The 5,736-nt window shown below is 52.2% G+C and carries 3 rRNA genes; all 3 read left to right on the top strand.

Going from position 1 to position 5,736, the window contains the following annotated elements:
* The first annotated feature begins 380 nt into the window (after positions 1-380).
* The 3 genes from A3730_RS08730 to rrf all read left to right on the top strand — a co-directional run bounded on the left by A3730_RS08730 (position 381) and on the right by rrf (position 5,480).
* Positions 381-1,921 (top strand): 16S ribosomal RNA (locus A3730_RS08730).
* Between the two features lie 347 nt (positions 1,922-2,268).
* Positions 2,269-5,160, top strand: a 23S ribosomal RNA gene (locus A3730_RS08725).
* A 204-nt stretch (positions 5,161-5,364) separates the two neighbouring features.
* Positions 5,365-5,480, top strand: a 5S ribosomal RNA gene (gene rrf, locus A3730_RS08720).
* The 16S, 23S and 5S rRNA genes sit together here, the layout of an rRNA operon.
* Positions 5,481-5,736: the final 256 nt, after the last annotated feature.

Genomic DNA, 5,736 nt, shown 5'->3' with positions numbered 1-5,736 from the left:
GATTCAGGCCGGAAAGAAGAAGATTGCCCGGGTGACGGTCAAATAACAGGCGTTGGCGCCTGTTTTCTCGGCGATTTGAGCGGAATTTGAACGGTCAGCAGGTTTTTTAAAAAAAGTGCGAAAAAGGGTTTGACTCCCAGAGCGAACTCTCTAGAATGCGCACTCCTCGACGGGGCAACAACGCAACGCACCACAGCGAAGCGCCACGAACGAGACGCTCTTTAACAATCAGGCAAGCAAACGTGTGGGACCTGTTCGGGATGGGGTCTTTAAAAGATTTCAGTTCTGAACGAGTCAACAAAGTTTTTGTTAATTCAGATGACGAACTGAGCATGCATTAAGTGCTCCTCTCTATGAGAGGCCACTTTAAACGCTTTTCTTAACTGAAGAGTTTGATCATGGCTCAGATTGAACGCTGGCGGCAGGCCTAACACATGCAAGTCGAGCGGAAACGATCCTAGCTTGCTAGGAGGCGTCGAGCGGCGGACGGGTGAGTAACACGTGAGAATCTGCCCATTAGTGGGGGATAACCTGGGGAAACCCAGGCTAATACCGCATAATCCCTACGGGGGAAAGCAGGGGACCTTCGGGCCTTGTGCTGATGGATGAGCTCGCGTCGGATTAGCTTGTTGGTGAGGTAATGGCTCACCAAGGCGACGATCCGTAGCTGGTCTTAGAGGATGATCAGCCACACCGGGACTGAGACACGGCCCGGACTCCTACGGGAGGCAGCAGTGGGGAATCTTGGACAATGGGGGCAACCCTGATCCAGCCATGCCGCGTGTGTGAAGAAGGCCTTCGGGTTGTAAAGCACTTTCAGTAGGGAGGAAGGCTTATCCTTAATACGGATGAGTACTTGACGTTACCTACAGAAGAAGCACCGGCTAATTTCGTGCCAGCAGCCGCGGTAATACGAAAGGTGCGAGCGTTAATCGGAATTACTGGGCGTAAAGCGCGCGTAGGCGGTTTGCTAAGTCAGATGTGAAAGCCCCGGGCTCAACCTGGGAACTGCATTTGAAACTGGCAGGCTAGAATGCAGTAGAGGGAGGTGGAATTTCCGGTGTAGCGGTGAAATGCGTAGAGATCGGAAGGAACACCAGTGGCGAAGGCGGCCTCCTGGACTGACATTGACGCTGAGGTGCGAAAGCGTGGGGAGCAAACAGGATTAGATACCCTGGTAGTCCACGCCGTAAACGATGTCTACTAGTCGTTGGGAATCTTAGTATTCTTGGTGACGAAGTTAACGCGATAAGTAGACCGCCTGGGGAGTACGGCCGCAAGGTTAAAACTCAAATGAATTGACGGGGGCCCGCACAAGCGGTGGAGCATGTGGTTTAATTCGATGCAACGCGAAGAACCTTACCAGGCCTTGACATCCTTGGAGCTTTCTAGAGATAGATTGGTGCCTTCGGGAGCCAAGTGACAGGTGCTGCATGGCTGTCGTCAGCTCGTGTCGTGAGATGTTGGGTTAAGTCCCGTAACGAGCGCAACCCTTGTCCCTAGTTGCCAGCACTTCGGGTGGGAACTCTAGGGAGACTGCCGGTGACAAACCGGAGGAAGGTGGGGACGACGTCAAGTCATCATGGCCCTTACGGCCTGGGCTACACACGTGCTACAATGGGCAGTACAGAGGGCAGCGAAGTCGCGAGGCCAAGCAAATCCCTTAAAACTGTTCGTAGTCCGGATTGGAGTCTGCAACTCGACTCCATGAAGTCGGAATCGCTAGTAATCGCGGATCAGAATGCCGCGGTGAATACGTTCCCGGGCCTTGTACACACCGCCCGTCACACCATGGGAGTGGATTGCACCAGAAGTGGATAGTCTAACCTTCGGGAGGACGTTCACCACGGTGTGGTTCATGACTGGGGTGAAGTCGTAACAAGGTAGCCGTAGGGGAACCTGCGGCTGGATCACCTCCTTAACGACAAAGATTTCCGTCCTGTTCAGGGCTCACACGTTTGCTTGTCTTTTGTTGCCGGCTAGAAGCCGGAAACAAGTAATTCACTTTCTCTTGAAGAAAGGCTGATGAATTGTTTGTTTCCGGTTTTTTAATCGGTCTCATATTTGATGATATGAGAAGTTCTTTAACAATTTGGGAAATGAGAAGTCCAAGTATTCAATGAGAATGCAAGCGTTAGATGTTATCTCTGACATTTGTGTCTTTATGGTGAATCGTTATCACGATGAGTGACCTGGGCGGTGATGGAGTTTGAAGCGGAAAGGCGCAAGTCTGGAAGTGGAAAGTGAAGTGACTGTTTTGGGTTATATAGTCAAGTGAATAAGCGTACACGGTGGATGCCTTGGCAGCCAGAGGCGATGAAGGACGTAGTAGCCTGCGATAAGCTTCGGGGAGTCGGCAAACAGACTTTGATCCGGAGATTTCCGAATGGGGAAACCCACCTGTCATAAGGCAGGTATCACATACTGAATACATAGGTATGCGAGGCGAACGCGGGGAACTGAAACATCTAAGTACCCGTAGGAACAGAAATCAATTGAGATTCCGTCAGTAGCGGCGAGCGAACGCGGATTAGCCCTTAAGTCTGTGAATGATTAGGAGAACGGTCTGGGAAGGCCGGCCATAGTGGGTGATAGCCCCGTATCCGAAAATCTGATCAGGTGAAATCGAGTAGGTCGGAGCACGTGAAACTTTGACTGAATGTGGGGGGACCATCCTCCAAGGCTAAATACTCCTGGCTGACCGATAGTGAACCAGTACCGTGAGGGAAAGGCGAAAAGAACCCCGGAGAGGGGAGTGAAATAGAACCTGAAACCGTGTACGTACAAGCAGTCGGAGCCCTCTTTGTGGGGTGACGGCGTACCTTTTGTATAATGGGTCAGCGACTTAATTTCAGTAGCGAGGTTAACCGTTTAGGGGAGCCGTAGGGAAACCGAGTCTTAATAGGGCGTTTAGTTGCTGGGATTAGACCCGAAACCGGGCGATCTATCCATGGGCAGGTTGAAGATGCGGTAACACGCATTGGAGGACCGAACCGACTACCGTTGAAAAGTTAGCGGATGACCTGTGGATCGGAGTGAAAGGCTAATCAAGCTCGGAGATAGCTGGTTCTCCCCGAAAGCTATTTAGGTAGCGCCTCGGACGAATACCACTGGGGGTAGAGCACTGTTTCGGCTAGGGGGTCATCCCGACTTACCAAACCGATGCAAACTCCGAATACCAGTGAGTACTATCCGGGAGACACACGGCGGGTGCTAACGTCCGTCGTGAAGAGGGAAACAACCCAGACCGCCAGCTAAGGTCCCCAAATTCCAGTTAAGTGGGAAACGATGTGGGAAGGCTCAGACAGCTAGGAGGTTGGCTTAGAAGCAGCCACCCTTTAAAGAAAGCGTAATAGCTCACTAGTCGAGTCGGCCTGCGCGGAAGATGTAACGGGGCTCAAACTGGATACCGAAGCTGCGGCAGCAGACTTGTTCTGCTGGGTAGGGGAGCGTTGTGTAAGCCTGTGAAGGTGTGTTGAGAAGCATGCTGGAGGTATCACAAGTGCGAATGCTGACGTGAGTAACGATAATGCGGGTGAAAAACCCGCACGCCGAAAGACCAAGGTTTCCTGCGCAACGCTAATCGGCGCAGGGTGAGTCGGCCCCTAAGGCGAGGCAGAAATGCGTAGCTGATGGGAAACGGGTTAATATTCCCGTACTTCTTATAACTGCGATGGAGAGACGGAGAAGGCTATGCCTACCGGGCGTTGGTTGTCCCGGGGAAAGGCTGTAGGCTGAGGTGTTAGGCAAATCCGGCACCTTAAGGCTGAGAGTCGAGACCACTGGTCCTTTGTGACCGGGAAGTGGTTGATGCCATGCTTCCAGGAAAATCTTCTAAGCTTCAGGTTATAAGGAACCGTACCCCAAACCGACACAGGTGGTTGGGATGAGTATTCTAAGGCGCTTGAGAGAACTCGGGTGAAGGAACTAGGCAAAGTGGTACCGTAACTTCGGGAGAAGGTACGCCGCTGACGGTGATGGGATTTACTCCCTAAGCTATCGGCGGTCGCAGTGAAAAGGCCCCTGCAACTGTTTATTAAAAACACAGCACTCTGCAAACGCGTAAGCGGACGTATAGGGTGTGACGCCTGCCCGGTGCCGGAAGGTTAATTGATGGGGTTAGCTTCGGCGAAGCTCTTGATCGAAGCCCCGGTAAACGGCGGCCGTAACTATAACGGTCCTAAGGTAGCGAAATTCCTTGTCGGGTAAGTTCCGACCTGCACGAATGGCGTAATGATGGGGGCGCTGTCTCCACCCGAGACTCAGTGAAATCGAAATCGCAGTGAAGATGCTGTGTACCCGCGGCTAGACGGAAAGACCCCGTGAACCTTTACTATAGCTTCACAGTGGACTTTGAACCTGTTTGTGTAGGATAGCTGGGAGACTTTGAAGCAGTGACGCTAGTCATTGTGGAGTCGTCCTTGAAATACCAGCCTGGCATGTTTGAGGTTCTAACCTGGGTCCCTTATCGGGATCGGGGACATTGTGTGGTGGGTAGTTTGACTGGGGCGGTCTCCTCCCAAAGAGTAACGGAGGAGCACAAAGGTACCCTCAGCACGGTCGGACATCGTGCAACGAGCGTAAAGGTAGAAGGGTGCTTGACTGCGAGACCTACAAGTCGAGCAGGTGCGAAAGCAGGTCTTAGTGATCCGGTGGTTCTGTATGGAAGGGCCATCGCTCAACGGATAAAAGGTACTCCGGGGATAACAGGCTGATACCGCCCAAGAGTTCATATCGACGGCGGTGTTTGGCACCTCGATGTCGGCTCATCTCATCCTGGGGCTGAAGCCGGTCCCAAGGGTATGGCTGTTCGCCATTTAAAGAGGTACGCGAGCTGGGTTTAGAACGTCGTGAGACAGTTCGGTCCCTATCTGCCGTGGGCGTTGGAGATTTGAGAGGAGCTGCTCCTAGTACGAGAGGACCGGAGTGGACGAACCTCTGGTGTTCCGGTTGTCACGCCAGTGGCATTGCCGGGTAGCTACGTTCGGACGGGATAACCGCTGAAAGCATCTAAGCGGGAAGCCTCCCTCAAGATGAGATCTCCCTGGGAACTTGATTCCCCTGAAGGGCCGTTGAAGACCACAACGTTGATAGGCTGGGTGTGGAAGCGTTGTAAGGCGTGAAGCTAACCAGTACTAATTGCCCGTGAGGCTTGACTATATAACACCAAAGCAGTTACTCGGCACATCAAGCCAGGTAACGCAAAGATACGGTGTGAGAGATACTAACCTTGCAGTTGAATAGCAAACTTCTCGTTACCCAATTTGGCTTTGCCGGTGAGCAAGCAGTTCTACTTCGGTAGAGAACACCGGTAAGGCAACCTATTTGGTCATCCTGATTATTCAGGACAACCAAACCAGTTTGCCTGACGACCATAGAATGTTGGAACCACCTGATCCCATGCCGAACTCAGAAGTGAAACGACATATCGCCGATGGTAGTGTGGGGCTTCCCCATGTGAGAGTAGGTCATCGTCAGGCTCTTAAACCAAACAAAAAACCCCCGCCACGAAAGTGACGGGGGTTTTTTGTATTCAGGGTTTGGACATCCCTGCTCAACCCCGCGCTATTACATTCAACGCCTCCCTGTAATACGTTTGCCAAAAAGACCCGCCAGACTGCGCTGACGTTCAATGCTGCGGAGTCTTGCCATGTTGTTGTATACAGCTGTTGCTATCCCTTTTGTTGCCTTGTTCATTTATCGGTACCGCAAGCTGATGTATCACTTCCGCGTAGT

It is taken from the genome of Alcanivorax sp. HI0044 (genome assembly GCF_001634945.1).
This window is presented reverse-complemented; position numbering and strand designations above follow the sequence as displayed.